Source organism: Mesorhizobium sp. M3A.F.Ca.ET.175.01.1.1 (assembly GCF_004791945.1).
Lineage (GTDB): Bacteria > Pseudomonadota > Alphaproteobacteria > Rhizobiales > Rhizobiaceae > Mesorhizobium.
The window spans coordinates 432,029-456,272 of the sequence record NZ_SRTP01000004.1 but is presented as its reverse complement, the minus strand read 5'-3'; the positions used below and the strand labels follow the sequence as shown (position 1 = coordinate 456,272).

Annotated in this window: 18 protein-coding genes; 16 read left to right on the top strand and 2 right to left on the bottom strand. The window is 65.4% G+C overall.

Annotation, left to right across the window (positions count from 1 at the left end):
- Positions 1-135: 135 nt before the first annotated feature.
- Positions 136-903 (bottom strand): L,D-transpeptidase, encoded by a 768-nt coding sequence (locus EN818_RS13680; protein ID WP_095805018.1) that lies wholly within the window; start codon positions 901-903, stop codon positions 136-138.
- Positions 904-1,134: 231 nt separating this feature from the next.
- Here EN818_RS13680 and EN818_RS13675 point away from each other — a divergent pair, with 231 nt between their 5' ends.
- The 5 genes from EN818_RS13675 to EN818_RS13655 all read left to right on the top strand — a co-directional run bounded on the left by EN818_RS13675 (position 1,135) and on the right by EN818_RS13655 (position 6,189).
- Entirely contained in the window at positions 1,135-1,758 is a 624-nt protein-coding gene (locus tag EN818_RS13675; RefSeq protein WP_095805019.1) for a LysE family translocator, read from the top strand.
- 235 nt (positions 1,759-1,993) lie between these two features.
- On the top strand, positions 1,994-3,448 hold the full coding sequence (gene xylB / locus EN818_RS13670; protein WP_135904588.1) for a xylulokinase: 1,455 nt from the start codon (positions 1,994-1,996) through the stop codon (positions 3,446-3,448).
- A 161-nt stretch (positions 3,449-3,609) separates the two neighbouring features.
- Positions 3,610-4,935, top strand: a complete 1,326-nt coding sequence (gene xylA / locus EN818_RS13665) for a xylose isomerase (protein WP_095805021.1) — start codon at positions 3,610-3,612, stop codon at positions 4,933-4,935.
- A 198-nt stretch (positions 4,936-5,133) separates the two neighbouring features.
- A complete protein-coding gene (locus tag EN818_RS13660; protein WP_095805022.1) occupies positions 5,134-5,337 on the top strand; it encodes a hypothetical protein in 204 nt (67 codons plus the stop codon).
- Positions 5,338-5,484: 147 nt separating this feature from the next.
- Positions 5,485-6,189, top strand: a complete 705-nt coding sequence (locus EN818_RS13655; protein ID WP_348631408.1) for a TIGR01458 family HAD-type hydrolase — start codon at positions 5,485-5,487, stop codon at positions 6,187-6,189.
- 237 nt (positions 6,190-6,426) lie between these two features.
- On the opposite strand, the gene EN818_RS13650 is transcribed toward EN818_RS13655, so the two are convergent.
- The gene (locus tag EN818_RS13650) at positions 6,427-7,407 is read right to left on the bottom strand and encodes a GlxA family transcriptional regulator (protein WP_095805411.1); all 981 of its coding nucleotides are present in this window, start codon (positions 7,405-7,407) and stop codon (positions 6,427-6,429) included.
- A gap of 79 nt (positions 7,408-7,486) precedes the next feature.
- Here EN818_RS13650 and EN818_RS13645 point away from each other — a divergent pair, with 79 nt between their 5' ends.
- The 11 genes from EN818_RS13645 to EN818_RS13590 all read left to right on the top strand — a co-directional run bounded on the left by EN818_RS13645 (position 7,487) and on the right by EN818_RS13590 (position 24,045).
- Positions 7,487-8,404: a 3-keto-5-aminohexanoate cleavage protein gene (locus tag EN818_RS13645; protein ID WP_095805024.1), complete on the top strand. Its 918-nt coding sequence runs from the start codon at positions 7,487-7,489 to the stop codon at positions 8,402-8,404.
- A 101-nt stretch (positions 8,405-8,505) separates the two neighbouring features.
- The gene (locus tag EN818_RS13640; RefSeq protein WP_095805025.1) at positions 8,506-9,129 is read left to right on the top strand and encodes an HD domain-containing protein; all 624 of its coding nucleotides are present in this window, start codon (positions 8,506-8,508) and stop codon (positions 9,127-9,129) included.
- Positions 9,130-9,131: 2 nt separating this feature from the next.
- A complete protein-coding gene (locus EN818_RS13635; protein ID WP_095805026.1) occupies positions 9,132-10,226 on the top strand; it encodes a carnitine 3-dehydrogenase in 1,095 nt (364 codons plus the stop codon).
- Between the two features lie 4 nt (positions 10,227-10,230).
- Positions 10,231-11,394: an acyl-CoA dehydrogenase gene (locus EN818_RS13630; RefSeq protein WP_095805027.1), complete on the top strand. Its 1,164-nt coding sequence runs from the start codon at positions 10,231-10,233 to the stop codon at positions 11,392-11,394.
- A 64-nt stretch (positions 11,395-11,458) separates the two neighbouring features.
- Positions 11,459-13,537 (top strand): acetate--CoA ligase family protein, encoded by a 2,079-nt coding sequence (locus tag EN818_RS13625; protein ID WP_135904586.1) that lies wholly within the window; start codon positions 11,459-11,461, stop codon positions 13,535-13,537.
- A complete protein-coding gene (locus EN818_RS13620) occupies positions 13,530-14,312 on the top strand; it encodes a carnitinyl-CoA dehydratase (protein WP_095805028.1) in 783 nt (260 codons plus the stop codon). The genes EN818_RS13625 and EN818_RS13620 overlap by 8 nt, the downstream gene beginning before the upstream one ends.
- Positions 14,313-14,528: 216 nt before the next feature.
- Positions 14,529-15,470 carry an alpha/beta hydrolase gene (locus tag EN818_RS13610; protein WP_095805030.1) on the top strand — a complete coding sequence of 314 codons (942 nt, stop codon included), beginning with the start codon at positions 14,529-14,531 and terminating at the stop codon, positions 15,468-15,470.
- A 117-nt stretch (positions 15,471-15,587) separates the two neighbouring features.
- Positions 15,588-17,807, top strand: coding sequence for a hypothetical protein (locus EN818_RS13605; RefSeq protein ID WP_165349938.1), 2,220 nt, complete (start codon positions 15,588-15,590; stop codon positions 17,805-17,807).
- Between the two features lie 10 nt (positions 17,808-17,817).
- Entirely contained in the window at positions 17,818-21,558 is a 3,741-nt protein-coding gene (locus EN818_RS13600) for a hypothetical protein (RefSeq protein ID WP_135904584.1), read from the top strand.
- A 146-nt stretch (positions 21,559-21,704) separates the two neighbouring features.
- The gene (gene rpe, locus EN818_RS13595) at positions 21,705-22,382 is read left to right on the top strand and encodes a ribulose-phosphate 3-epimerase (protein ID WP_095805033.1); all 678 of its coding nucleotides are present in this window, start codon (positions 21,705-21,707) and stop codon (positions 22,380-22,382) included.
- Between the two features lie 136 nt (positions 22,383-22,518).
- The gene (locus EN818_RS13590; protein ID WP_095805034.1) at positions 22,519-24,045 is read left to right on the top strand and encodes a malonyl-CoA synthase; all 1,527 of its coding nucleotides are present in this window, start codon (positions 22,519-22,521) and stop codon (positions 24,043-24,045) included.
- The last annotated feature ends 199 nt before the right edge of the window (positions 24,046-24,244 follow it).

Genomic DNA, 24,244 nt, shown 5'->3' with positions numbered 1-24,244 from the left:
AGGCGAAGGTTTTCCAAAGCACCTTGGCCTGTCTTGCTGCATCGCGCAACGGAAGAAGCTCATGCGTGCCGCCCAAAAATGCGCAGCGGTTTTGGGATAACGGCACGCGTCGGAAAAGAAGACAGGCGGCGTGGATCAGACGACGACGACCGGGTTCTTCTTGGACACGCGATTGTAGAGGTCGATGATGTCCTGGTTGATCAGGCGCACGCAGCCCGACGACATCGCCTGGCCGATGCTCCACCATTCGGGCGAACCATGGATGCGATAGCCGGTGTCCTTGCCGTTCTGGTAGATGTAGAGCGCGCGGGCGCCGAGCGGATTGGTCAGGCCGCCGGGCTGGCCGCCCTGCCATTTCACCAGCTCGGGCTTGCGCTTGACCATTTCAGGCGGCGGCGTCCAGACCGGCCATTCCTTGCCGTACTGGATGTTGGCGCGGCCCGACCAGCGGAAACCGTCCTTGCCGATGCCGACGCCGTAGCGGATCGCGTCGCCGCCCGGCTGGACCAGGTAGAGCATGCGCTCCTGCAGATGGACGACGATGGTGCCGGGCGCCTCGCCGGTCTTGTCGACGACGATCTGGCGGCGGAACTCCGGCTTGACCTTCTGCCACGGCACGGCCGGCACCTCGAAACCGCCGTCCGTGAGCGAGGCATACATGACGTCCGAGCCGGTAATGTTCCTGTCGACGCTGATCGCCGGGCGCATCGGAACGGAACTTGTGGTGGTATCGTCGAGCTGGAATTGCGGCAGCTGCAGCGTATCGGTGGTGCTGCAGCCGGCCATGCCGAGCAACGCCATCGCGCCGGCGCCGGAAAGCATGGCGCGGCGGGACAGCTGAACTTCGGTCTCGATTGTGCCGCCGTTCGAAGGCGGCGGCTCATTCTGCGGCAACGCGCGCATGCACCAAACCCTACGCTGTCGGCGGGAAGCACGGTCCGGCCGAATGGCAGGCATTTTCGTCAGTCATGGTTGAAAAAGCGTGAAAATCCTCGAACCGGACTTAACCCTAACCGGCTACTAGGCCTTTGGCCTGAGTGCCCAAGCCGGCGCGACAGATTTTCTCCATAAGCCTCTTTACAATCGTGCCAAGCCCAGGATTTATCCTGTTCTTTGCGCTCAAGGAGTAGGGAAATGTCCTTCGAAAACTGGGCTGCCTTTGCCCTCGCCTCCAGCATTCTTCTCGTCATCCCGGGGCCGACGATCCTGCTTGTCGTCTCCTATGCGCTCGGCCAGGGTTGGCGCACCGCGCTGCCGATGGCGGTCGGAGTCGCGCTCGGCGACTTCACCGCGATGACGCTGTCGATGCTCGGCATCGGCGCGCTGCTGGCCGCGTCAGCCACGGTGTTCACGGTGCTGAAGGTGATCGGCGCGGGCTATCTGATCTATCTCGGCATCAAGCTGTTCCGCGCCGGCGGCGCGCTCAAAGCCGAGCCGCGCACCGACGCCGTGTCGGCGGCCAAGATGATGGCGCATGCCTGGCTGGTCACCGCGCTCAACCCGAAGAGCATCACCTTTTTCGTCGCCTTCCTGCCGCAGTTCGTCGACCGGAATGCCGATTTCTGGGCGCAGATGCTGATCTTCGAGACGACCTTCCTGGCGCTCGCCTTCAGCAATGCCTTCGGCTATGCGCTGATCGCATCGAGGGCGCGCGTCATCGTGCGCAATCCGAAGGCGATTCGCATCTTCAACCGAACCGGCGGGACGCTGCTGGTCGGCGCCGGCGTCGCCACGGTGGCGATGCGCTCGGGAAATTGAGGCCGGGCGGCGGCCGGATCCCGATCAGCGAATCGCAACCACAAGGATGAGGCGTGGCGATGGAGGCGTTCGGCCGGGCCTGGCCGGGGTGCCGAATCCCGCTTTTCGTTCTTATCGAGAGCCAGACACAACGGCCGATTTGTCGGAGAATTGACCCGAGACGGATCTTGGCATAAGAACTGGCTGGCCAGATTTTTTCGAGATCCGAAAAAATTAAAGGCAGTAGGAGGACAGCATGTATCTCGGCCTCGACCTGGGCACATCGGGCGTCAAGGCGCTGCTGATCGATGCCGGGCAAAAGGTGATCGGTTCCGGCCATGGCTCGCTCGACGTCTCGCGGCCGCATCCAGGCTGGTCCGAGCAGGACCCGGCGCACTGGCTCGAGGCTTGCGAGACCGCGATCGCCGAGCTGAAGGCCTCCCACCCAAAGGAACTCGCCACGATCAAAGGCATCGGCCTTTCCGGCCAGATGCATGGCGCCACCCTGCTCGATGCTGGCGACAAGGTGCTGCGCCCTTGCATCCTGTGGAACGACACGCGCAGCCATGTCGAGGCGGCCGCGCTCGATGCCGATCCGCGTTTCCGCACGCTCACCGGCAACATCGTCTTCCCGGGCTTCACCGCGCCGAAGCTGGCCTGGGTGAAGAACAACGAGCCGGCGCTCTTCGCCCAGGTGGCCAAGGTGCTGTTGCCCAAGGATTATCTGCGGCTCTGGCTGACTGGCGAGCATATTTCGGAGATGTCGGATTCGGCCGGCACGTCGTGGCTCGAAGTCGGCAAGCGGCGCTGGTCTTCCGACCTGCTTACAGCAACATCGCTCGACGAAAGGCAGATGCCGTCGCTGGTGGAAGGCACGGACCAGGCCGGCGGCCTGCGCGGTGAACTCGCGTCGAAATGGGGTATTGCGGCGGGCATCCCGGTTGCCGGGGGCGCCGGCGACAATGCAGCGTCGGCCTGCGGCATGGGCACAGTCGGCGCCGGCCACGCCTTCGTGTCGCTCGGCACCTCAGGCGTGCTCTTCGCCGCCAACGCATCCTACCTGCCGAATCCGGAAAGCGCGGTGCACACCTTCTGTCATGCGCTGCCCGACACCTGGCATCAGATGGGTGTCATCCTGTCGGCCACCGATTCCCTCAACTGGCTGTCGGAGATCACCGGAAAGAGCGCCGGCGACCTGACCGGAGAACTCGGCGACACGCTGAGGGCGCCGACGGGCGTCACCTTCCTGCCCTATCTTTCGGGCGAGCGGACGCCGCACAATGATTCCGCCATTCGCGGATCCTTTGCCGGGCTGGCGCATCAATCGAGCCGGGCCGTGCTGACGCAGGCGGTGCTCGAAGGCGTCGCCTTCGCCTTCCGCGACAGTCTCGAAGCGCTGAGGACGGCCGGCACGACGCTGACCAGGGTGACCGCGATCGGCGGCGGCTCGCGCTCGCGCTACTGGCTGAAGGCGATCGCCACGGCGCTGCAGCTGCCGGCCGACATTCCGGCCGACGGCGATTTCGGCGCCGCCTTCGGCGCGGCGCGGCTCGGCCTGATCGCCGCGACGGGCGCCGATCCGCTTGCCGTCTGCACCGCGCCGGCGACCGATGCCACCATCGAGCCGGAGGCCGGCCTTGGCGGCGCCTTTGCCGACGCCTATCAGCGCTACCGCGCGCTTTATCCAGCGATCCGGGCGGCAACGGCGTGAGCGGGCGCGAGGCCCTGTAGTCGAATGGGGAGGCGCGAGGCACCCCGCTTTGCCCTGCCGGGCATCTCCCTCTCAAGGGGGGAGATCAGCTGAGGCGTCCCGCTTACTTGAACCAATTACGCCTGAGGTAATCGGGCGAACCATCTGGAGAGGAAGAAACCATGAGCAGCGGCTTTTTCGGCGACATCGAGAAGATCAACTATGAGGGGCCGGATTCGACCAATCCGCTGGCCTACCGGTTCTACAATCCTGACGAGGTCGTGGCCGGCAAACGGCTGGAAGACCATCTGCGTTTCGCCGTCGCCTACTGGCACTCCTTCGCCGCGCAGGGCGGCGACCCCTTCGGCGGGCAGACTTTCGATCGGCCCTGGTTCGCCAAACCCGGCGGCGTCGACACGATGGAACTGGCCAAGCTCAAGGCCGACGTCGCCTTCGAGATGTTCTCACTGCTCGGCGTGCCCTATTTCTGCTTCCACGATGCCGATATTCGCCCCGAGGGGAAGGACTTCTCCGAGAGCGCGGCGCGCCTCGACGAGATCGCCGACTACTTTTCGGCCAAGATGAAGCAGACTGGAGTCAAGCTGCTCTGGGGCACGGCGAACCTGTTCTCGCATCGCCGCTTCATGGCGGGAGCGGCCACCAATCCCGATCCGGACGTTTTCGCCTATGCGGCGGCGACGGTGAAGAAATGCATCGACGTCACCAAGAAGCTGAAAGGCGAGAACTATGTGCTGTGGGGCGGACGCGAGGGCTATGAGACGCTGCTCAACACCGATTTGGCGCGCGAGCAGGAACAGGCCGGCCGCTTCCTCAGCCTCGTCGTCGACTACAAGCACAAAATAGGATTCAAGGGCACGATCCTGATCGAGCCGAAGCCGCAGGAGCCGACCAAACACCAGTACGACTATGACGTCGCCACTGTTTACGGCTTCCTCAAGCGGTTCGGGCTGGAGAAGGAGGTCAAGGTCAATATCGAGCAGGGCCACGCGATCCTGGCGGGCCATTCCTTCGAGCATGAGCTGGCGGTGGCCAATGCGCTCGGCATCTTCGGCTCGATCGACATGAACCGCAACGACTACCAGTCGGGCTGGGACACCGACCAGTTCCCCAACAATGTGCCGGAAATGGCGCTGGCCTACTACCAGATCCTGCAAGGCGGCGGCTTCAAGACCGGCGGCACCAATTTCGACGCCAAGCTGCGCCGCCAGTCGCTCGATCCACAGGATCTGCTGATCGCCCATATCGGCGGCATGGACGCCTGCGCGCGCGGCCTCAAGGCGGCAACAAGAATGATCGAGGACAAGGCGCTGTCCGGCCCGCTCGCCGAGCGCTACGCCGGCTGGAACACGGCCGAAGGCAAGGCCATGCTCTCGGGCAAGCGCACGCTGGAGGACATCGCCGAGCGCGTGGTCAAGAAGAAGATCGAACCGCAGCCGCGCTCCGGCCGCCAGGAGCTTCTGGAAAACATCGTCAACCGTTACGTCTGACGAATCAGCTCATGGCCTGTCCCCGCATCAATTCGCGGGGCGCGGCTGGCTGCAATTGCCTTTTTGCGCCGGGCAAGACTCCACGACAAGGTTTTGCCCCGCGCCGCCCTCCAATCGCCCCGCTCTTGCCTTCAAACAGCCGTCACGGAATTCGTATAGTGTGCACATGTGGCGGGAAGGATAGAAGGAGGCGAACACATGCAGCACGAACGCGAAATCGACGCCCTGCTCTCGCCAGGCGAGGCCGGTTCGATCATCGATCGGCTGATGGCGCTGCCGCATTCGAAGGACGGCGCCCGCAAAACGAATGAATGGGATCGCGCGGTCGCCGTGCGGCTCGAAACAGCACTGGCCAAGAGCATGCGCTCGCGCATTGTGCGCGACAATCGCGACGCGGCCTGATGCCTTCCGTGACTGATTCTTCAGTAGTCTGATTCTTCCGTGGTTTGACGAACGGAGACTGTTTCTCCATCCTTCAGACATGATACGCGCGGTGCTTCTGGATCTTCTGGGTGTCGTCTACGATGGCGACGCTCCGATCCCGGGGCCGTGGCCGCGATCGAGCGTCTGCGCAAGGCAGGCTTGCCTCTCCGCTTCGTCAGCAACACGACACGCTCTGCCCGCAACGCGATCATCGCGCAGCTCGCCGGCATGGGTATTGCGGTTGAGGACGCGGAATTGCTGACGCCGGCGCGTGCGGCCGTCGACTGGCTGCGCATGCATGACAGGCGGCCGCATCTGCTCGTCCATCCCGACCTGGAAGCCGAATTTTCCGAAGTGGGAGACGGCAGCGGCCGCGCTGTCGTCGTCGGCGATGCCGGCGAGGTCTTCGACCATGCCAGCCTCAACCGCGCCTTCCGCGAACTCATTGCCGGCGCCGATTTCGTGGCTTTGGCCACCAACCGCACCTTCAAGGATACCGACGGCCAGCTCAGCCTCGACGCAGGGGCCTTCGTGGCGGCGCTCGAATTCGCCAGCGGCCGCAGCCCGGTCGTGCTGGGCAAGCCGTCGCCGGATTTCTTCCTCTCGGCGCTCGCCGGCTTGAACTGCCCGCCGGCCGATGCGGTCATGGTCGGCGACGATGCCGAAAGCGATGTCGCAGGCGCCCGGCGCGCCGGACTTGGCGCCGCGCTGCTTGTGCGGACGGGTAAGTATCGCGTGAATGATGAGACGCGTTTCGAGCCGGCGCCTACGGCCGTGGTCGACGACCTTGCCGCCGCGGCCGACTGGATACTCAAAAGCGCGCCGCGCTGAGAGCGAAGCGCTTTGAAGTCTTTGTTCGATGCATGTCGTTGCCCGCTGCGCACTTTTAGGCGACATGCATTAGGTTGATGCATGTCGTGTCCCCAAAACCGCTGCGCACTTTGGGCGACATCGCATTAGGTTGATGCATGTCGTGTCCCCAAAACCGCTGCGCACTTTTGGGCGACATGCATTAGGTTGATGCATGTCGTGTCCCCAAAACCGCTGCGCACTTTTGGGCGACATGCATTAGCCACGCCGCAACCTGACCGGCGCTTCGCCGAAGGTCCTGGAGAAAGCCCTGGAAAATGCCGCGGCGGACGAAAAGCCGGTACGGCCGGCAATGTCGGCCATCGCTATGCGCGTGTCGACCACCAGGCGGCGGGCGGCGCTGAGGCGCAGCCGCAGATAATAGGCGCCGGGTGTCTCGCCGATCGACTTGCGAAAAATGCTCTCCAGCGTGCGTGCCGTGACGCCGGCCCGCTTCGCCACCGCGTCGATGGTCAGCGGCTGGTCGACATGCGCTTCCATCAGGCGGATCGCCTGGGCGAGCCGCGGGTCGTAGCCGTCGAGCCGGCCGAGCGAGACCAGCGGCTGCGCGTCGGTCGCGGCCCGCGCCTGGTCGTAGATGAAGACGCTCGCCACATCGAGCGCGGCCGCCATGCCGAGCCTTGTGCGCACCAGATGCAGCATCAGGTCGAAGGTCGGCGAGGCGCCGCCGGAGGTGAAGACCGGCCCGTCGATGACATAGCGGTCCGGCCGCACGTCGACACCGGGGAACGCGGCGGAAAAATCCTCCATGTCCTCCCAATGCGTGGTGGCGCTGCGCCCTTCGAGCAGTCCGGCGCGCGCCACCAGCCATGTGCCGGCCTCGACGCCGCCGCAGGCGCGCGCCGCACGAGCGGCGCGGCGCAGTCCGGCTATCAGCGCCGACGTGGCATAGTTCTGCGTGCCGAAACCGGCGACGACGACCAGCATGTCGGTTGGCTCGGCGGCGTCGAAGCGGCCACTGACCGCCACCGGCAGACCGCAGGTGGTGACCGGCGCCTCGCCGGTGACCGAGACCAGCTTGAAGTCGAATAGCGTATCGCCGGAGATGCGGTTTGCGGCGCGCAGCGGGTCGACGGCCGACGCGACGCACATGATCGAAGCCCCAGAGAACACCAGGAACGTCACTTTCAACGTCTCGTGCTCGGGGCGAAAGATCGTCGGCTTTTCGCTTTTTATCATGATGCCTTCGTAAAACGCAAAACAGTTTCCGGCAAGTCGGGCATTGTTGGTGTCTGATATGAATTTGGGAGGAAAGACCATGCCGCTCGCGATGAACCGTGAGGTCTTCATTACTTGTGCCGTGACCGGCTCCGGCGGCACGCAGGACCGCAGCCCGAATGTGCCGCGCTCGCCCAAGCAGATCGCCGATTCGGCGATCGAGGCTGCCAAGGCTGGTGCAGCGATCGTCCACTGCCATGTGCGCGACCCGGAGACCGGCAAGCCCAGGCGCGACGTGCATCTCTACCGCGAGGTGACCGAGCGCATACGCGAGGCCGACGTCGACGTGGTGCTCAACCTCACCGCCGGCATGGGCGGCGACATGGTGTTCGGCTCGCCGGAGAGTCCGCTGCCGCTCAACGAAAAAGGCACCGACATGGGGGGTGCCTCCAACCGTGTCGAGCATGTGCGCCAGTGCCTGCCGGAGATCTGCACGCTCGATTGCGGCACCATGAACTTCGCCGAGGCCGACTATGTCATGACCAACCCGCCCGGCATGTTGCGCGCCATGGGCGGCATGATGACGGCGATGGGCGTGAAGCCCGAGATCGAGGCCTTCGACACCGGCCATCTGTGGCTCGCCAAGCAACTCGTCGAAGAACAGGTGCTGAAGCCGGATGCTCTGGTGCAGCTCTGTATGGGCGTGCCGTGGGGCGCGCCGGACGACCTCAACACCTTCATGGCGATGGTCAACAACGTGCCCTCGACCTGGAACTGGTCGGCTTTCTCGATCGGTCGCAACCAGATGGCCTATGTGGCGGCGGCGGTGCTCGCCGGCGGCAACGTCCGCGTCGGGCTCGAGGACAATCTCTGGCTCGACAAGGGCGTGCTTGCGACGAACGCGCAGCTCGTCGAACGGGCGGTGAGCATCGTTTCGAATCTCGGCGCGCGGGTGCTTGGTCCGGACGAAGTGCGCAAGAAGCTCAACCTCACCAAGCGGGCGCCGATCGCGGCATGAGCATTATCCCGAAAAGTGGGAGCGGGTTTTTGCTTCGCTGACCTTCGGTTCGGAAAAGATCATGCTCCAACAAGATTGAACAACGGGTGTCGGGTGTCGATATGGGTACCGTAAAGTTCACCGCGATGAAGGACGGCGACAGGGAAGACTACGAATTCCTGACCGCCCACGAGATCGACTATGCCGCCAGGACTGGCGACCGGCTGCTCGATGCCCTTGTGCAGCTCGACGAGGGCCTGTCGGGCTACAAGATCACCCGGCTCGGCCATTCGCTGCAGGCGGCGACGCGCGCCTGGCGCGACGGCGCCGATACCGATTGGATCGTTTCGGCGCTGCTGCACGACATCGGCGATATCTACGCGCCCTATAATCATGACGAATATGCCGCCACGATCCTGAAGCCCTTCGTGCGCGAGCAATGCACCTGGGTGGTGGAAAAGCACGGCGATTTCCAACGCCTCTATTACGCGCATCATCTCGGCGGCAACCGGCATGCCCGCGACCGCTTTGCCGGCCATCTCTATTTCGACGATTGCGACCAGTTCTGCGAGCGCTGGGACCAGTCGAGCTTCGATCCCGACTACCAGACGCTGCCGATAGACTTCTTCCGGCCCTTCGTGCTCGAAGTCTTCGCGCGCAAGGCCTACGACCCTGCGGTGATCCGCGCGGGCGAGCGCGTGCCGCTCACCGATCCCGAAACAGCCAAGACAAGAACCGGAGCCTGAGCATGAGCATCATCAACAAGGCGGCCGCCATCGGCGGCGGCGTCATCGGCGCCGGGTGGGTGGCGCGGCTGCTCCTGAACGGTATCGACGTGTCGATCTTCGATCCTGATCCCGAGGCATCGCGCAAGGTCGGCGAGGTGATGAAGGGCGCGCGACGCGCCTACAAGCAGATGCTGCCCGGCGGCCTGCCGAAGGAAGGCAGGCTCACCTTTGCCAAGACGATCGCCGAGGCGGTCGCGGACGCCGATTTCATCCAGGAGAGCGTGCCGGAGCGGCTCGACCTCAAGCACAAGGTGCTGGCCGAGATCGACCTGCATGCGCCGGCGAACGCCATCGTCGGCTCGTCCACCTCCGGCATCAAGCCGACCGACATGCAGGTGGCGATGAAGAAGCATCCGGAGCGGCTGGTCGTCGGGCATCCGTTCAACCCGGTCTATCTGCTGCCATTGGTCGAGATCGTCGGCGGCCAGCAAACCTTCCCGGAAGCAATCGAGGTCGCCAAGGAACTCTACGCCTCGATCGGCATGAAGCCGGTGGTGGTGCGCAAGGAGATCGAAGCGTTTGTCGGCGACCGCCTTCTGGAAGCCTGCTGGCGCGAGGCGCTATGGCTGGTCAAGGATGGCATCTGCACCGTCGAGGAACTCGACGATATCATGCGCTATTCCTTCGGCCTGCGGTGGGCGCAGATGGGCATGTTCCAGGTCTATCGCGTCGCCGGCGGCGAGGCCGGCATGCGCCACTTCATGGCGCAGTTCGGACCCTGCCTGAAATGGCCATGGACCAAGCTGATGGACGTGCCGGAGTTCAACGACGAGTTGGTCGACCTTATCGCAACGCAGTCGGACGAGCAGGCGAATGGCCTGTCGATCCGGGAGCTGGAAAAGATCCGCGACGACAATCTGGTCGCGATCATGGACGCGCTGTCGAAGCAGAACAAGGGCAAGGGCTGGGGCGCCGGCGCGCTGCACAAGGGCTATACCAGGCAGCTCGCCAGGCTGGCGGCGAAGAAGCCTGTTTCCAGGGCTGCCGAAAAGGCAAAAGCGGCCAAGCCGGTGAAGGCCGAAAAGTCGAAGAAAGTCGGCAAGAAGAAGGGCTGAGGCGATGCATTTCGGGCTTTCGGAAGAGCAAAAACTCATCGTCGAGACGACGCGCGCGTTCGTCGAGAATGAGCTTTACCCGCATGAGCGCGAGGTCGAGCGCACCGGCGTGCTGCGCCGCGAGCTGATTGACGAGCTGAAGGCCAAGGCGATCGAGGCCGGGCTCTATGCCGCCAACATGCCGGCCGACGTCGGCGGCGCGGGGTTGGATACGGTCAGCTGGCTGCTCTACGAGAAGGAGCTCGGCCGCGCCAACTACGCGCTGCACTGGACTTGTGTCGCGCGTCCCTCCAACATCCTGCTCGCCGGCACGCCGGAGCAGCGCGAGAAATATCTCTTCCCCTGCATCCGCGGCGAGAAGTGGGACTGCCTGGCGATGACGGAGCCCGGCGCCGGCTCCGACCTGCGCGGCATGAAGGCGACCGCCGTGCAGGACGGCGACGACTGGGTGCTCAACGGCACGAAACATTTCATCAGTCACGCCGACATTGCCGACTTCGCGATCGTGTTCATGGCTTCCGGCGAAGAGGATTCGCCGCGCGGCAAGCGCAAGAAGATCACCGCCTTCTTCGTCGACAAGGGCACCAAGGGTTTTTCGGTGCGCGACGGCTACCGCAACGTCTCGCATCGAGGCTACACCAACGCCATCCTCGAATTCGACGACTGCCGGCTGCCGGCGAGTCAGGTTCTGGGCGAAGTGCATAAAGGCTTCGAGGTCGCGAACTCCTGGCTCGGCGCGACGCGCCTGCAGGTCGGCGCCACCTGCCTCGGCCGCGCCGAGCGCGCGCTTTCGCACGCCATCGAGTATGCCGCGCAACGCCAGCAGTTCGGCCAGCAGATCGGCAAGTTCCAGGGCGTTTCATTCAAGCTCGCCGACATGGCGACGGAATTGAAGGCGGCCGACCTGATGGTGTTCGAAGCCGGCTGGAAGTACGATCAGGGCACCGTCACCGATCAGGACATGGCGATGGCCAAGCTGAAGGCCACCGAGATGCTGGCCTTCGTTGCCGATGAGGCGATCCAGATCCATGGCGGCATGGGGCTGATGGACGACCTGCCGCTGGAGCGGATCTGGCGCGACGCGCGCGTCGAGCGCATCTGGGAGGGCACTTCGGAGATTCAGCGACATATTATTTCGCGGGCGCTGCTGCGTCCGTTCGGCGCTTAGAGCATGATCAGCAAAAGCCGGACCCGGTTTTTGGAAAAAATCACGCTCAAACGAAAAGATGGCCATGCATAAACTCGAACGTCTCCTGCGCCCGAAATCGATCGCCGTGTTCGGCGGAGCGCAGGCCGCCATCGTGGTGGCGCAATCGATCAAGATGGGCTTTGCCGGCGAGGTCTGGCCCGTGCATCCGACAAAGGACGAGGTCGCGGGCCGCAAGGCCTACCGCTCGGTCGCCGATCTGCCGGGCGCGCCCGATGCCGCCTTCGTCGGCGTCAACCGGCATCTCACCATCGAGGTCGTCAAGGCCCTGGCCGAGCGCGGCGCCGGCGGTGCCGTCTGCTTTGCCGCCGGCTTTCTCGAGACCGAGGCCTATGACGAGGACGGCGAGCGGCTGCAGGCCGAGCTCGTCGCCGCCGCCGGCCAGATGCCGATCATCGGCCCGAACTGCTACGGGCTCATCAACTATGCCGACGGCGCGCTTTTGTGGCCCGACCAGCATGGCGGCATCCGGCTGCCGGAAGGCGACACGGGCGTCGCTATCATCACCCAGTCCTCCAACATCGCCATCAACATGACGATGCAGAAGCGCGGGCTGCCGATCGCCTTCCTGATGACGGCCGGCAACCAGGCGCAGACCGGCCTCTCCGAAATGGCGCTCGGCCTGATCGAGGACGAGCGCGTCACCTCGCTCGGCATGCACATCGAGGCCTTCGACTCGGTCGCCGGCTTCGAGCGATTGGCAGCGAGAGCGCGCGAGTTGAAGAAGCCGATCATCGCCATGAAGGTCGGCCGCTCGGAGCAGGCGCGGCAGGCGACGGTGACGCACACCGCGTCGCTCGCCGGTTCGGACGCCGCGTCGGGCGCCTTTCTGAGGCGACTCGGCATCGCGCGCGTCGATTCCATTCCGGCCTTCATCGAAGCGCTGAAGCTGCTGCACATCACCGGGCCCCTGCCCGGCAACAGGCTGTCGTCGATGAGCTGCTCGGGCGGCGAAGCTTCGGTCATGGCCGACACCGCGGAAGGGCGCTGGGTGCATTTTCCAGGTCTGACCGGCCAGCATCGCGCCCATGTCAAATCGACGCTCGGGCCGCTTGTCGCCGTCGCCAATCCACTCGACTACCACACCTTCATCTGGAACAACGAGCCGGCGATGACGGCAACCTTCACCGCCATGGTGTCGGGCGGCTTCGACCTCAACATGCTGGTGCTCGACTTCCCGCGTCCGGACCGCTGCTCGGATACCGACTGGTGGGCGACGCTGCGCGCCTTCGAGGCGGCGCTGAAGACCAACAAGGCGCAGGGCGCGATCGTCTCCTCGCTGCCCGAGAACCTGCCGGAGGAATACACGGCCGGGCTGATGGCGCGCGGCATGGTTCCGCTCTTCGGCATTTCGGAAGCGATGGACGCCGCCCAGGCGGCAGCCTTCATCGGCTGGGCCTGGCGCGAGCCCGAGGCGCAGCCGGTCGACACCACGGCCTCCGGCGCGACCGACGGCGGGCATGTAACCCCCGACGAAGCGGAGGCCAAGGACCGGCTGATCAAGGCCGGCCTGCCGGTGCCGAAGGGCGAGCGCGCGAGCAACGCGGTCGAGGCGGTGATCTCGTCCATGGCGCTCGGCTTCCCGGTCGCGCTGAAGGCGCTGGGCGTCACCCACAAGTCGGAAGTCGGCGCGGTGCTGCTGAACCTCAAGGACGCCGAATCCGTCAGCAACGCCGCGCATGACCTCCTGCCGCTCGGCACCGGGCTCTATGCCGAGCGCATGGTGCGCGACGGCGTCGCCGAACTGATCGTCGGCTTCACCCGCGACCCGATGTTCGGCGCGGTGATGACGCTCGGCACCGGCGGTGTGCTGGTCCAGCTTTTGCGCGACAGCGTCACCCTGATGCTGCCGGCGACGCGCGACGACATCGAGGCCGCCTTGCGCGGACTGAAGCTCTATCCATTGCTCGAAGGCTATCGCGGCCGGCCGAAGGCCGATGTCGCGGCCGCCATCGACGCGATCGCCGGCATTGCCGACTTCGTGCAGAAGAACGCCGGCGAGATCGAGGAACTCGACATCAACCCGCTGATCGTCTGCGCCGAAGGCAAGGGCGCCTGGATCGCCGACGCGCTGCTGGTGCTTGGAGAAAAGAAGAATGGCTGACGTCATCACCGCCCGCCGCGAGGGCACGATTCTCGAAGTCACGCTCGATAGGCCGAAGGCCAACGCCATCGACCTCAAGACGTCGCGGCTGATGGGTGAGACCTTCAAGGCGTTCCGGGACGATCCCGGTTTGCGCGTTGCCATCGTCAAGACGGCCGGCGACAAGTTCTTCTGCGCCGGCTGGGACCTGAAAGCGGCGGCGGGCGGCGATGCGGTCGACGGCGACTATGGCGTCGGCGGCTTCGCCGGGCTGCAGGAACTGCGGGACTTGAACAAGCCGGTCATCGCCTGCGTCAACGGCATGGCGGTGGGCGGCGGTTTCGAGTTGGCGCTGTCCTGCGACCTCATCTACGCCTCCGACCACTCCTCCTTCGCGCTGCCCGAGATTCGCGCCGGCACGCTGGCCGATGCGGCGACGATCAAGCTGCCGAAGCGCATTCCCTACCATGTCGCCATGGACCTGCTGTTCACCGGCCGCTGGATGGACGTCGCGGAGGCGCATCGCTGGGGTCTCGTCAACGAGGTGCTGCCCAAGGAAAAGCTCGAAGACCGCGTCTGGGAGGTCGCGCGGCTTTTGGCCAGCGGCCCGCCGCTGGTCTTCGCGGCGATCAAGGAGACGGCGCGCGTGGCGGAAGCGCTGACCTTCCAGGAAGCGATGAACAAGGTGACGCGCCGGCAGCTGCCGACGGTCGATATCCTCTACGGCTCGGAGGACAATCTGGAAGGTTTTCGCGCCTTTGCAGAGAAGCGCGACCCGGTGTGGAAGGGCAGATAGACCGCAGACGATGGCGTTCCGTCACACCCCCCTCTGTCCTGCCGGACATCTCCCCCGCATGGGGGGAGATTGGCAGTTTCATCGCCCGGGCTCTTCCTGCAACGTTGGCGATTGGCGAAAGCGAACGCGACATCCGATCTCCCCCCTTGCGGGGGAGATCTCCGGCAGGACAGAGGGGGGTACCTGGGCTCAACCTTGCCAGTCGGTCCGGCCAGCATGACCGACTACAACTCCCTCATCGACGCCGAGACCTGGGCCTTCATCGAGAGGACCAACTCCTACTATCCGCCTGACACGATCGACTGCACGATCGCGGAGCAGCGCGAAATCTACGACCGGATGTGCCGGGAATTCTTTGCCGGCTATCCGCAGGGCGTCAGCGCCGAAACCACCGCCATCGCCACGCCGGCCAACAGCATCCCGGTCCGCGTCTATCGCAATGCGACGCCGGACAGGGCCGCGATGGTGCTTTATGTCCATGGCGGCGGCTTCATCCTTGGCGGGCTCGACAGCCATGACGACGTCTGCGCCGAGCTTTGCGCGCGCACCGGCTACGAGGTCGTATCGGTCGACTACCGGCTGGCACCGGAGCATGTGCATCCGGCGGCCTTCGACGACGCCATGAGCGCCTTCGAGTGGGCTGCCAGCACCTACGATCGTCCCGTCCTGCTCTGCGGCGACAGCGCCGGCGGCAATCTCTGTGCGGCTGTCGCCCATGCGACGCGCGGCCACAAGAAGAAGCCCTTTGGCCAGGCGCTGATCTATCCCAGCCTTGGCGGCGACCATTCCCGCGGCTCCTATGTCACGCATGCCGAGGCGCCGATGCTGAGCATGCGCGATGTCGAGTTCTACAAGCATATCCGTACCGGTGGTGAGGACCGCACGGGCGACATCACGCTGTCGCCGCTGGCCGATGCCGATTTCGCCTACCTGCCGCCGACCGTGCTGATCACCGCCGAATGCGATCCGCTGTCCTCCGACGGCGAGGCCTATCGCGACCGCGTCGTCGCCGCCGGCGGACATGCCTACTGGCTCGAGGAGCCGGGGCTGGTGCACGGCTATCTGAGGGCCCGGCACACGGTCGGCCGGGCGCGGTCGAGCTTCACGCGCATCGTCGAGGCGGTGACCGTGCTCGGCAAGGGCGGCTGGATCTGGTGAGCGCCGCAACCGGCGACGCCTGCTTTCCCGGCTCATCGATCTCCCTGCATTGAACCTTTTCGCGTCTGCCCGCGACTGACGGAATGCGCCGCATCGGTGCGACCGGGAAGGACCGCCATGACCCAAAACCTGGAGCCTCCGAGATCTCGGGGAAGAACAGAACACCGTCTGCGCGACGGGGTCGATGCGCTGGGCTTTCGGCTGATTCCGTTGACCCTGCCAGGGAGCCGTCGTATCGTGAACAGGCGGAAAACAGACAATTCTATCAGGGACGAACGAGCCGGAACGCCGCGCCTTGCCCTGATTTGCGCGGCAAAACCGGATGGTTCTTCCGACGACTTCGGGGGGAGTTCCATGTCTTGCGACCATGGCTCGTTCAGGCATTCTCGTGGCGCCCGCTTGCGCCGAACAATCGCGACAGGCAGCGGAATTCTTGCGCTCGCGCTGTCCGCCGGCCTCTGGCTCGGTGGCGCGGCCGAAGCCCAGGAAACGCAAATCATCTATCCGGGCTCGATGGCGGTGACCGGCTTCCCCGGCACCATCATTCCCGGTTTCGACACTGCCGATTCCGAAAAGGGCGGCCTGCCGCCTGGCGTCGATCCGGTCGATGAAACCTTCATCGACACCTCGCGTCCCTCGTTGCGCATCTTCGATGTCTCGCATCTGGGCGGCCGGGCTTCCGGCCAGCTCGTCTACACCCCGCCGCCTTTCGAGGTGACCGCCGGCCAAATCGGCGAGGTGTTCGGGCTCACCTATGACGACGGCGTGCGCGACGGCGAGCCGTCCGGGATTCCGAACCTCTATGCGGCCGCGACCTCGCTGCACGGCATCCAGATCGTGAAGCCCGACGCCGATGATGACGGACGCCCCGAGCGGCAACGCCACGGCGCCGCGGGCGCCGTTTTCATGGAGGGCCAGTTCGGCGCCGAGAGCGGCGGCGGGCCGGGGACGATCTGGAAGATCGACGGCATCACCGGCGCCGTGTCGAAATTCGCCGACATCGAAACCAACAGCGGCCCCGGCATCGGCAACCTTTCCTTCGATCCGACGCACCGCGAGTTCTTCGCCTCGGATCTCGACACCGGGCTGATCCATCGCATCGACCTCGACGGCAACCTGATCGACAGCTTTGACCATGGCGTTGCCGGGCGCCCCAAGCATGGGCTTGCCCCGGTCGCCGACGACGGCGCCGTGATGAACATCCAGTCCGCCGCCTTCGATGCTCAAGATCCTGCCAGTTGGGGCTACACCCAGGACGAGCGGCGTGTCTGGGCCGTCACCTATCATGGCGGCCGGCTCTACTATTCGGTCGGCGAGAAAGCCGAGATCTGGTCGGTCGGCATCGCCAGCGACGGAGGCTTCGCCGGCGACCCTCGCTGGGAACTGACGGTCAAGGCCGAGAAGGACTATGCCGTCACCGACATCGCCTTCGACAACAAGGGCTTCATCTATCTCGCTCAGCGCGGGCCGGTCGAGAACCGCTACGACTACAGCCGCTTTGCCGATTCCGGCGAGGGCGAGGTCATGCGCTACGGACGCGAGGATCCGGACGATCCGGCGACGGAATCGGTCTGGGTCGAAGAACCGCAGGAATATGCAATCGGCTTCCCGCAGGGCAACCGGCAGTCGGCGGGCGGCGTCGACCTGCAATATGGCTACGATGCCGACGGCAATCTCGACACGAGCGTCTGCACCGACACGCTGGTCAACACCGGCGACAGGCTGCGCGACAATCCCGAGCTTGCCGAGCGGCTCGCCGCCGGCGGTCCCTTCGCCGTACATGGCGTGCAGGTGACGCCAAACGCGCAGGTCAAGCCGGCGAACATGCCGCCCTTCGGCTCGTGGTTCGTCGATTTCGACGGCTTTTTCGAAGATTCGGATGTCGAGGGCCATGTCGGCGACGTCAGGGTGTGGCGCCCCTGCGAGGGCCGCGCCGGCTATTATGAGGAAATCCCCGGCGGCTACCTGCCCCCCTTCTATCCGCCGGAGTTCCCGCCGCCCGGCAACCTGCCTCCCTGCCTGGACGTCGATGATGTTCACTATTTCTGCACGCCGCGCGGACTTGCGGCCGATCTCTATCTTCGGGACACAGCCGGCTTCGGCGGCGACTCGATCAAGGCCCTGTCCAAGACGCCTGGCGTCGAGGTGGTCTCGCCACCCCTGTCGCATGCGCCGGGCAAGCCCTACAGGATCGGCATCATCGGCCACAATGCGGGCGACACCGTCAATGTCGGGCTGTGTTTCTACAAGAAGTCGGACCAGGACAAGGGCGGTTACTATCCTTGCTGCAAGATGACGCTGCCGCTCAGAACGCCGGCCGTCAGTTGCGAACGCTGAGGAGGGATCGATGAAGACTCTCGCCCTTCCCCGCTTCGCCTCGAACAGCGCGAAAACCGTCATGGAGACGATCTCGAAACCCATGTCATATGCCAGGCGCGGCGCGCGCTGGCTGATGGCGGCTGGTCTCGCGTTCGCCATGATGCCGGCATTGTCGGCGCTCGCCCAGGACAAGGCTCCGGCCGCGACCAGTCAGGCGGCCAGTCCGGAATCCGTTGGCGGACGCGACAGACCGCGCGGCCTCAATCCGGAGCTCGGCCGGATCGTGCCTTTCTTCACCAAATCGGGCGGCCAGAGAAGCTGCGACGAGGTCGAATATGTCCTGACCTTCGGCATCCGCGGCGACCCGAAGGACTTCGACAGACCCAGCGTGGCGGCGCTGCTGAAGGCGACAAGGCTCGACTTCAAGGACCAGCTGCCACATGGCCTCCAGATCGTCAGTGTGGATGTCGCGGGCGACGGCACAAGCGCTTCGGGAGGGCCGCTGCCTGCCGCTTCGATCGCCACGTCGGCCGATCCGAACGACACCGCGACCGTCTCCAATTTCAGGATCAGCGCTTCCAACCTCGACGGCGTCGGCGCTGCACATGAGCGCGTCATCACCTTCCGGATCAAGGCGAAGATAGACCATGCGGTGTTTCCTGCGCCGTCGGCAGTCGACAACCAGGGCCAGATCAAGGTGTCGCTCAGGGGCGGTCCGGCAACCGTCATCCCCTCGCAGGACCCGGACAAGCCCGACGACGATGACTTCCTCACCGGCGTGAAGACCTCGGTCAAGATCGCCCCAACCAAGTGCAATCCGCCGCCTCCCCCTCCTGCCAAGGAATGCTTCAAGGTCGAACGCGGCACGGTCGATTGCGTGCCCGGCGGCGGCGCCTTCCTCTATCACATGCCGGTCGGCCCCGAGATGAGCGGGAAATGGGTGCAGGTGTCGACGACGACGCCCGGCGTCAGCATCGTTCCCGACATACAGCCGGTGCCTGCCGGCGGTGGCGTGCTGAACTGGAAGATCATCGGCGCCTCGCCTGGCCAGACCATCCATCTCGTCGTCACCGGCATCGAGACCTATGCCGGCCCGAAGCAGGGCTGGGGGCTCTGCTGCACCCAGACGATCGACATCGTCATTCCGAGCGATCAGAGATGTCCGCCCAAGGACAAGGAACCCGACCTCAAGGTCGAGAAGCACGCCGACGTTCCGCGCTGCACGATGGCCGGCGGCTGCGATTTCACCATCACGGTGACCAATGTCGGCGACGGTCCCTATAACGGCAAGATCGTGCTCGACGAGGTGACGCTGCCGGCCGGCTCGGTGCTCTCCTCGGGCCCGAACGCGCCCTGGGTCTGCGCGCCAGGGACGACGCCGATGACCTGCACCCATCCGGTGACCACGCTCAGCCCCGGCGCCTCCGTCGACCTCAGCCTCGGCTTCAAGCCGGCGGGAGGCTGGCAGGGTAGCGCGCTGCGCAACTGCGCCACCTACGACTACCGCGCCAGCGGCAAGCCGCTGTTCGGCAGCCAGCAGAACGACCGCGGCTGCGCCTCGATCCCGATCTGCCGCCGCGGCGACCATGATCCGCAGTGCCAGCCTCCGGTCGAGAAGAAGGTCGACCTGATCCTGAAGAAGCGCGCCCGGGTCCCGGTCTGCACGCCGAACGGTGTCTGCTATTTCGTGATCGACATCATCAACAACGGCACCAACAGCTATAACGGGCCGCTGACGGTGATCGACAGCTATCCCGGCGGCGCGCCGACCTCCTCGACCTTCGGGCCGAGCCCGCCCTGGACGTGCGGACCGAACGGCCCCGGCCAGTTCCGCTGCGACAATGCCGGCATCACGCTGCCCGCGGGCGCGTCGGCGTCGATCGTGGTCAAGGCGGTCATGCCGGCAAACTATCGGTTGGACGCGGTGCAGAACTGCGCCGAGGTGAAGGCCATTCCCGGTGAGGTCGACCTCACCAACAACCGGGCCTGCGCGAGCGAACGCATCCGCCGACCGAACGGCCAGCCGGGCCTGCACATCACCAAGATATGCGAGGGATCGCTCGCCGGCGCGGCCGCCGTTTCATGCCGCATCACCGTCAGCAACGCCGGCACCGCTGCCCCCACCGGCCCAGTGCGGGTCAACGATGCCGCCACGCTGGTGGCGGGCGGCGCGCCGGTCGCGATCCAGACCGTCAACCCCGACGGCGCGGAATGGATGTGCGGTCCGGTCCCTGCCAACACGCTGTCGTGCCAGATTCCAGGCGCCGCGATGACGCCCGGAGCGAGCCGGCATTTCGACGTGACCGTTTCCGCGAGGGGCGAATTCGAGAATTGCGCGCGCGGCTCCTACGGGCCGGCACCGGGAGACGACATCGTCTATCCGATCGGCCGCGCCTGCGACAAGGGCGGCGGCGGTTCAACGCTGCGCGTCGAAAAGACCGGCGATGCTGAGTGCCGGCCGGGCCAGCCTTGCGCGTTCGAGATCACCATCACGAATGAGGGGCCGAACGCCTTCTCCGGTCCGGTTCGCATCGGTGATGCGATCGGCATCGACGGCCTCGGCCGCCTGGAGGGCGTTGCGATCACCTCGATCGACCCGCCCTTCGGCTGCTCGCCGGAGCCGGCGACGCTGCCGGCATCCTGCATCGCCAGCCTGACGCTCGGTGCCGGCGAAAGCCATACGCACCAGGTCACGGTCACCCTCCCCGATGACGGACGCCTCGCCAGTCTGCAAGGCAGCCTCAACGGCCAGAACTGCGTTGGCGTGCTTTCTCCGAACACGCCGGTGCAGGGCGGCGGCGAGGTGCTGTCTGAGCCGAGCCAGATCCAGGGTGATCGCGGCAAGGCCTATGCGTGCCATCCCTTCAGCATCAGGCGCGAGGTGAAGGCCCAATGCTCGAACGGCATGGTGCTGAATGCGGCCGGGCGCTGCGTCTGTCCGGAAGGCACCAGCTTCCGCAACGGCCAGTGTTCCGGCGGCCCCAAGCTGCTGCCGCTTCCGGTGCCGGAGCGCTGTGTCCTGCTCAAGGGCCAGATCCGCACGGCAGATGGTCGCTGCGTCTGTCCGCGCGGCACCGAACTGGAGAACGGCAGGTGCGTGGCAAGCGAGCAGCCGCAGGAACCGCCGTGCACGCTGCGTCCCGGTCAGTATCGCGATCAGGACGGCAACTGTGTGTGCCGGCGTGGCGAACTGGTGAATGGCGTGTGCCAGGTCGTCCCGCCGAAATGCTCGATCCGCGGCGCGGTGCCGACACCGGACGGCTGCGCCTGCCCGGACAACACGCATCTCGACCGCGTCGCCAAGGCCTGCGTGCCCGACCGGCAGCCGCCGAGCCAGTGCCGCATCCGCGGCCAGGTGCGCAATGCCGACGGCGATTGCGTCTGCCCGAGGGGGACGGCGCTGAAGGGCAAAGCCTGCGTGCCGGTCAAGAAGCCGCAGACGTGTTCCATCCGCGGCCAGGTCCTCAACAAGCGCGGCGCCTGCGTGTGCCCGCGCGGGACCGAAGTGATCGACGGCAGATGCGGCAGGTTTGAAGACGCTGAATGCGCCCCGGGCTCGCAGATGATCGACGGCATATGCCAGCCGATCATCAGGCGGCGCTGTCCGGCCGGCACGACCGGACAGTATCCGGACTGCTTCCCGATCCGCAGACGGCCAAGCCTGGAGTTCGAGCCTGGCCTGCTGCTCAACCCGAACATCCTTCAGCAGGTGGTGCCGAGGCGGCCGCAGCGACTGCAGCAGGATCCGGCGACGAACGACATCCAGTAGCAGGCCCACCCCCGCCGGACCAGAAGCCGGCGGGGCATCGGCTTGCCAAACATGCTTCCCCTTGGCGGGCCGATGGTCTAGGCAGACGCGCAGACAAGGCGCCCTGCGAGGAGGCGCATGGAAAAGATGCCTGGAGAAGCCACAGCATGAGCAAGAAGACCCTGATCGCGCCATCGGTGCTGGCGTCGGATTTCTCCAAGCTCGGCGACGAGGTCGAAGCCGTCGTGGCGGCGGGCGCCGACTGGATTCATCTCGACGTCATGGACGGCCATTTCGTGCCCAACATCACCTTCGGGCCGCCGGTGGTGAAGGCGATCCGCAACCGCACCAAGGCCTTCTTCGACTGCCATCTGATGATCGCGCCGGCCGACCCATACCTGGCGGCCTTCGCCGATGCCGGTTGCGACGGCATCACCGTGCACGCCGAGGCCGGGCCGCATCTCGACCGCTCGCTGCAGACCATCAAAGGCCTCGGCAAGAGGGCCGGTGTCTCGCTCAACCCGGCAACGCCGGAATCGGCGATCGAATATGTGCTCGACCGGCTCGACCTCATCCTGATCATGAGCGTCAACCCAGGCTTCGGCGGTCAGGCCTTCATTCCGGCCATCGTCGACAAGGTGAAGCGGGTGAAGGCGATGATCGGCGACAGGCCGATCCGCATCGAGATCGACGGGGGCATCTCGCCGGACACGGCGCCGCTGGTCACCGCAGCCGGCGCCGACGTGCTGGTGGCGGGCGCGGCGATCTTCAAGGGCGGCAGCGTCGAGGCCTATCGGGCAAACATAGAGGCGATCCGCTCGGCAGCCGACAAGGCCGCCATCTAAGCGGCCGATTTGCTCGGCCGGCTCCGGCAGGGCGCGCCACAGTCGCAAATGGCTGTCGTTCAAGGGCAAATCTGATATTGCCCGTGAGGGACGACGAGCGCCGAATGCTTCGCCAGCCCAACGGCCAGGATGGATCATGATCAACCATTTGTTCGATGCCTTTCGCGCCCGCATGCCGGCGCCTGATCGTCTCCTGATGGAGGCCGACGACGGTCGTTCGATGTCTTATGGCGACATGCTGACGAGATCGGCGCAACTGGCGCATGCGCTGGTTCAGGCCGGCGTGAAGCCTGGCGATCGCGTTGCCGTCCAGGTCGAGAAGAGTCCCGAAGCCGCGCTTCTCTATCTCGCCTGCGTGCGCGCCGGCGCTGTCTTCCTGCCGCTCAACACCGCCTATACGCTGCCTGAGCTCGACTATTTCTTCCGCGACGCGGAGCCACAGCTGGTTGTCTGCGACCCGGAAAGAGCGGCCGACATCGACCCGCTTGCCGCCTCGGCGGGGGCTGCGACGCTGACGCTCGGTCACGATGGACGGGGCACGCTTGCGGACCGCGCCGAGACGCAGCCGACGAACTTCGACAATGTCGCGCGCGGACCGGACGACCTTGCCGCCATCCTCTACACATCCGGCACAACCGGCCGCTCCAAGGGAGCGATGCTCAGCCACGAGAACCTTGCCTCCAACGCCCGCGTGCTGGTCGAGCAGTGGCGTTTCGGCGCCGACGACGTGCTGATCCATGCGCTGCCGATCTTTCACACGCATGGGCTGTTCGTCGCCACCAACGTCCTCCTGATGGCCGGCGCCAAGATGCTGTTCGAGCAGAAGTTCGATCCGGGCCGGATCATCTCGCTTCTACCCCGCGCGACCGTGCTGATGGGCGTGCCGACCTTCTATGTGCGGCTGCTGCAGCAGCCCGGCCTGACGCAGGATGCGACCAAGGCCATGCGGCTGTTCATCTCCGGCTCGGCGCCGCTGCTTGCCGAGACGCACAAGGCTTGGCGCAAGCGCACCGGCCACGCCATTCTCGAACGCTACGGCATGACCGAAACCAACATGAACACCTCCAACCCCTATGACGGCGAGCGGCGCGCAGGCACGGTCGGTTTTCCGCTGCCGGGCGTTTCGCTGCGCATCACCGAGCCCGAAACAGGCAGTCCGCTCGCGCAAGGCGCGATCGGCATGATCGAGGTCAAGGGTCCGAACGTCTTTGCCGGCTATTGGCGGATGCCGGGAAAGACCAAGGCCGAGTTTCGCGGCGACGGCTTCTTCATCACCGGCGATCTCGGACTGATCGATGCCGATGGCTATGTCCACATCGTCGGTCGCGGCAAGGACCTGATCATCTCGGGCGGCTACAACATCTACCCGAAGGAGGTCGAAAGCGAGATCGACGCGCTCGACGGGGTATCGGAGAGCGCGGTGATCGGCGTTGCCCACCCGGACTTCGGCGAAGGCGTCACAGCGGTCGTGGTGCGCAAGCCGGGATCGGCAGTCAGCGCCGCCGACATTTCCGGCGCCATCGCCGGTCGGCTGGCGAAATACAAGCATCCGAAACGCGTGATCTTCGTCGATGAATTGCCGCGCAATACGATGGGCAAGGTGCAGAAAAACGTGTTGCGCGAGACGTACAAGGATATCTATGCGGCGGTCAAAGCCGGCTAACGGTTAGCGCGTCGAGACCTCGGATATTGGCCGAAACGCCTGTCGCTTCGTCATCCTATGGCGAAGCAAGGAGCGCAGCGACGCGGCGCAGACCATAGGATCCATTCCGTGACTTCAAAGCACGGCGACGGTCCAGAATTCTGCACCGCTGCATTTTTCGGCTGGGGTCACGGCATGGATCCTCGGGTCAAGCCCGAGG